Origin of the sequence: Streptomyces sichuanensis (genome assembly GCF_020328095.1) — a bacterium.
GTDB classification, from domain to species: domain Bacteria; phylum Actinomycetota; class Actinomycetes; order Streptomycetales; family Streptomycetaceae; genus Streptomyces; species Streptomyces cinnamoneus.
Genome location: NZ_JAIXMK010000194.1, coordinates 1 through 4,092 on the forward strand (window position 1 = coordinate 1; position 4,092 = coordinate 4,092).

Below are 4,092 nucleotides of genomic sequence, written 5' to 3' on the forward strand. Positions count from 1 at the left end.
GCTCATCGACGGCGAGGTCGACATCGCCGTCGCCGTCGAGCACCGCGACTCCCTCGCCCCGGGCGACGGCCGGGTGCTGCACGCCCCGCTGTACGAAGAGCCCTTCGACGCCGTGCTGCCGCCGGGCCACCGGCTCGCCGACGCGTCCGAGGTGGACCTCGCCGAGCTGCGCGACGACGTGTGGATCACCCCCTGGCCCGGCAATCCCGTCCACGAGGCCGTGGTGCGCGCGTGCGAGCAGGCCCGCTTCCGGCCCCGGGTGGAATGCCTGTCGGACGACTTCTCCGCCGTCTGCGCCCTGGTCTCCGTCGGCGCCGGCGTCGCCCTCGTCCCGCGCTCGGCGCTGCACGGGATCCGGCCGGCCCTCACCCCGGCCGTGCGCCCACTGCGCGGGCCCGGACCCACGCGGCGGGTGTTCACGGCGGTCCGCCGCGGCAGCGAGGACCACCCCCTGCTGCGGCTCACCCTGGCCGGGCTCCGCGAGCGGGCCGCCGCGCTCTCCGCCTGAGACGCCCTCGCCGCCTGAGAAGGGGCGGTTTTCCGGCAGGGCCGGAATCGGCGGCGGTCACGTTCGCGGGAGAGTGCCGTGCGGGGCACGATGGACCCGTCCACGGGCGCGGCGGTCCCGCCGCCGGGCCCACCGCCCTCCGCCCGGCGGCCCGGCCCCGGCCCGGCCCCGGTCACCTGGAGCATCCATGATCTTCATCGTCGTCAAGTTCACCGTCCGTCCCGAGCGGAGCGAGGAGTGGCTCGACCTCGTCCAGGACTTCACGCAGGCCACGCGCGACGAGCCGGGCAACGTCTTCTACGAGTGGTCCCGCAGCGTCGACAACCCCCACCAGTTCGTGCTGGTCGAGGCGTTCGCGTCGGCCGAGGCCGGCGAGGTGCACGTGAACTCCGAGCACTTCAAGACCGCCATGGCCTGGATGCCCGACGTCATCGCCGAGACGCCGCAGATCATCAACGTCGAGGTGCCGGGCACCGGTTGGTCGGCGATGGCGGAGCTCTCGCCGCGCGGCTGACGACGGCCCGTCAGTCGACCCGGACCTCCTCCACGCCCAGGTACATCACCTTCGGCTGGGCGGGGTTGAAGGCGATGGCCGAGATGCCGTCGTAGGAGTTGTGCGTCTTGGAGACCTTGCCCGTCCGTGCGTCGAGGCGGTAGAGGTCGGTGCCGTAGCCCTGGAAGTACGTGCCGTACTCGAAGTACAGCACGTCGGCGTCCGCGGGGCTCGGCGCCAGCCGCGTGCTGTTGGTCAGCTCGGTCTCCGCGGAGTCGTCGACGACCTTGGTGAACGTGCGGCCGCCGTCGGCCGAGCGGTACAGGTGACGACCCTCGCCGGACGAGCCGGGCGCGGCCTCCACCAGGTCGATGCCGAGGGCGTAGACCACCGAGGACGAGGCGGGGGAGAAGGCCGCGTCGAAGAGGTTGGCGGCACCGCCCGGGGTGCCCGTCAGGCCGGTGGACGCCGTCCAGGTGTTTCCGCCGTCGGTGGTCACCGCCCCGCCCTTCGTCATGCCGCCCGCGACGGCGTGGGCGAGGTCCTTCGGGTCGAAGGCCACGGCGTAGACGCTGGCGCCGCTGCCGAAGGCTGCGGTGCCCACCTGCCGCCAGCTGGCGCCCGCGTCGGTGGAGTCGTACAGCCGGCCGTCGCCCCCGGCCAGGCGCACGTGACCCGGCCGCGACCGGTCCGTGCCCAGCCCCACGATGCTCGTCGTCGGCGACTTCAGCGGGGTGACGGTCCTGCCGTCGGTCCGTGCGAGGTAGCCGCCGTTCACCTCCCAGGCGAAGGCGCGGCCGCCGGGGGCCGCCGTCAGCCGGGCGGAGCCGCTGTCCAGCGTCGCGACGCGCGTCCACGTGCAGCCGGCGTCCGTCGAGCGCTGCAGTTCGCTGTTACGGGTCGCCAGCAGCGTGTTGGGGGTGTCCAGGGCCACCAGGCCGTGGGTGTAGCTGACCGGCTTGAGGGTGCCGGTCGTGGGCCTCAGGCTCGCACCGTCGTCGGTGGTGAAGGTGACTCCTCCGTCACCCGTCACCCGGGTGCAGGAGGGGGCCGTCCAGGAGGCGGCCTCGGCCGCCGTGGCGGTGGACGGCTGAGCAAGGACGAAGGCAGCGGCTGCCGCGGTGACGGCCGAACCGATCCGCTTCATGATCTCTCCCTTGTGGGGAACGGACACGAGGTGTCTTGGACGATCATGATCTAACCGGTCACACTCCGGTCACAGAACGCGATCAAGCGCCATTTTTGCTGTCCTGAAAGGCGCTTGACGCAAGAAGTAACGGAAGATCCCGCAGGGGGCGCCAATTCTCCCGCCCCCGGACGGGGCCCGTCAGAACGTGCGCAGGACCGACCCCAGGACCCGCTCGGCCGGAAAGTAGCCCACCTGCCGCGAGTCATGGCTTTGTTCCTTATTGTCCCCCAGCAGCACGACCATGCCCACCGGAACGCACTCCCCGTCGGCGCCGCCCGCCCCGGCCACGGCACCGGGCGGTACGGGATCGCCCGGCACCGCGGCCACCCGCTTGATGACCCACTGCCGCTCGTAGATCGCCCGGGCCCCCGCCCGCCGGGACAGCGCCGGCTCCTCCCACGGCGACCGGTACGGCGGCCGCTCCACCACGACCACCTCGCCCGGACCCGGCAGCGGCCCGCGGCGCACCAGCACGCGGTCGCCGTCACGGTAGGCGGGCTCCATGCTCCTGCCGTCGACGGTCACGGCGACCAGCCGCCGCCCGACGACGGCCGCCAGCAGGACCCCGGAGACGATGATCAGCGCCGCGGCGGCACAGAGCGTCCCGCCGGCCGTGGCGCCCGCGCGCAGGAGGAGGGCCGCGCCCCCGCCCAGCAGTGCCGCCGCGGCCAGCAGCGCCAGCCGCGACAGCAGCGAGCGGTGGGCGCGCCGCCGGGCCCGGTCGAGAGCCGATTCGGCCCGCGCGGCCGAGGTGTCGGGGGAGAGGCCGTGGGTCATCGCACATCCTTCAGCGCCGAGGGTGCCCCGGGCCCGTCCCCGGACCGGTAGCCGGAAGCCTGCAACGTGAACAGCTGGGCGTACACCCCGCCGGCCGCCATCAGCGCGGCGTGGTCCCCCTGTTCGGCGACCCGGCCCCCGGACAGCACGACGACGGCGTCGACGTCGCGCAGCGCCCCCAGCCGGTGGGAGACGAGCAGGCTGGTCCGGCCGGCCCGGTAGCGCCGCAGCGAGCTGTGGATCTCGTACTCGGCCGCGGCGTCGAGCCCGGCCGACGGCTCGTCGAGGATCATCAGGTCGCGCCGGTCGCGGAGGAACGCCCGGGCCAGCGCCAGCCGCTGGCACTGCCCGCCGGACAGCAGGACCCCCGTCGTGGGATCGTCCTTGTCGGACTCCATGAAGAAGATCCGCGACAACAGGGTGTCGTAGCCGTGGGGCAGCGCGGCGAGCGTGTCGTGGACCCCGGCGCGCCGGGCCGCGGTGCGGATCCGCCCGGCGTCGCCGAGGGCGTCGAGGTCGCCCTGGGCGATGTTCTCCGCCGCCGTCATGTCGTAGTCCATGTAGTCCTGGAACACCGCACTGATGTTCCGCCGCAGCTCCGCGACGTCGACGTGACGGATGTCCACGCCGTCCCACAGGATCGCCCCGCGCGTCGGGTCGTAGAAGCGGCACAACAGCTTGACGAGCGTGGACTTCCCCGAGCCGTTCAGACCGACGAGCCCGACGGACGTGCCGTGCGGGACGAACAGGTCCACGCCTTGCAACACCCAGGGATGGTCGGGGGAGTAGCGGAACCACACGTCGCGCAGCTCGATGCCGCGGCGCAGGCGCGGAAGCGGAAGCGGCCTGCCTGCCGTGGGCAGTTCGGGTCCCGCACCGGTCACGGCCACGTAGTGGTCGAAGAGCAGGAGGGACTGGTGCACGCCGGCGACGTCGTTCGCCAGGGTGGTGACGGCCCCCTGCACCCCGACCACGGCGGCGATGAACACCGCGACGTCGCCGGGCGTGAGCTCGCCGGCGCCGGCCGCGCCGACCGCCCAGAGCAGGCCCGCTCCGGAGACGAGCGCCGCCAGCAGCCCCAGCCCGGCCTGCACCCGGACCTCGCGCAGGTCCAGCGCCCGGCGC

Annotated in this window: 5 protein-coding genes; 2 read left to right on the plus strand and 3 right to left on the minus strand. The window is 73.6% G+C overall.

All coding sequences use genetic code 11. The features are described 5' to 3' along the window. Together LE181_RS30545 and LE181_RS30550 are read left to right on the plus strand one after the other, a co-directional pair. On the plus strand, positions 1 to 508 hold a 508-nt coding region (locus tag LE181_RS30545), incomplete at its 5' end, for a LysR substrate-binding domain-containing protein (RefSeq protein WP_263869598.1). A gap of 187 nt (positions 509 to 695) precedes the next feature. Then, on the plus strand, positions 696 to 1,022 hold the full coding sequence (locus LE181_RS30550; protein WP_190112406.1) for a putative quinol monooxygenase: 327 nt from the start codon (positions 696 to 698) through the stop codon (positions 1,020 to 1,022). Positions 1,023 to 1,032: 10 nt separating this feature from the next. On the opposite strand, the gene LE181_RS30555 is transcribed toward LE181_RS30550, so the two are convergent. From LE181_RS30555 to LE181_RS30565, 3 genes are all read right to left on the minus strand, one after another. Further along, positions 1,033 to 2,148: a WD40/YVTN/BNR-like repeat-containing protein gene (locus tag LE181_RS30555; RefSeq protein WP_225664755.1), complete on the minus strand. Its 1,116-nt coding sequence runs from the start codon at positions 2,146 to 2,148 to the stop codon at positions 1,033 to 1,035. A gap of 180 nt (positions 2,149 to 2,328) precedes the next feature. Then, positions 2,329 to 2,967, minus strand: coding sequence for a S26 family signal peptidase (locus LE181_RS30560; protein WP_225664756.1), 639 nt, complete (start codon positions 2,965 to 2,967; stop codon positions 2,329 to 2,331). After that, positions 2,964 to 4,092, minus strand: a 1,129-nt coding sequence (locus LE181_RS30565; protein WP_225664757.1) for an ABC transporter ATP-binding protein, incomplete at its 5' end; no start/stop codon positions are given. The genes LE181_RS30565 and LE181_RS30560, both read right to left, overlap by 4 nt.

Bases quoted from the DNA above. Each gene is read 5' to 3' on its own strand.
- LE181_RS30550 (WP_190112406.1), top strand. From the start codon at position 696: ATGATCTTCATCGTCGTCAAGTTCACCGTCCGTCCCGAGCGGAGCGAG.
- LE181_RS30555 (WP_225664755.1), bottom strand. From the start codon at position 2,148: ATGAAGCGGATCGGTTCGGCCGTCACCGCGGCAGCCGCTGCCTTCGTC.
- LE181_RS30560 (WP_225664756.1), bottom strand. From the start codon at position 2,967: ATGACCCACGGCCTCTCCCCCGACACCTCGGCCGCGCGGGCCGAATCG.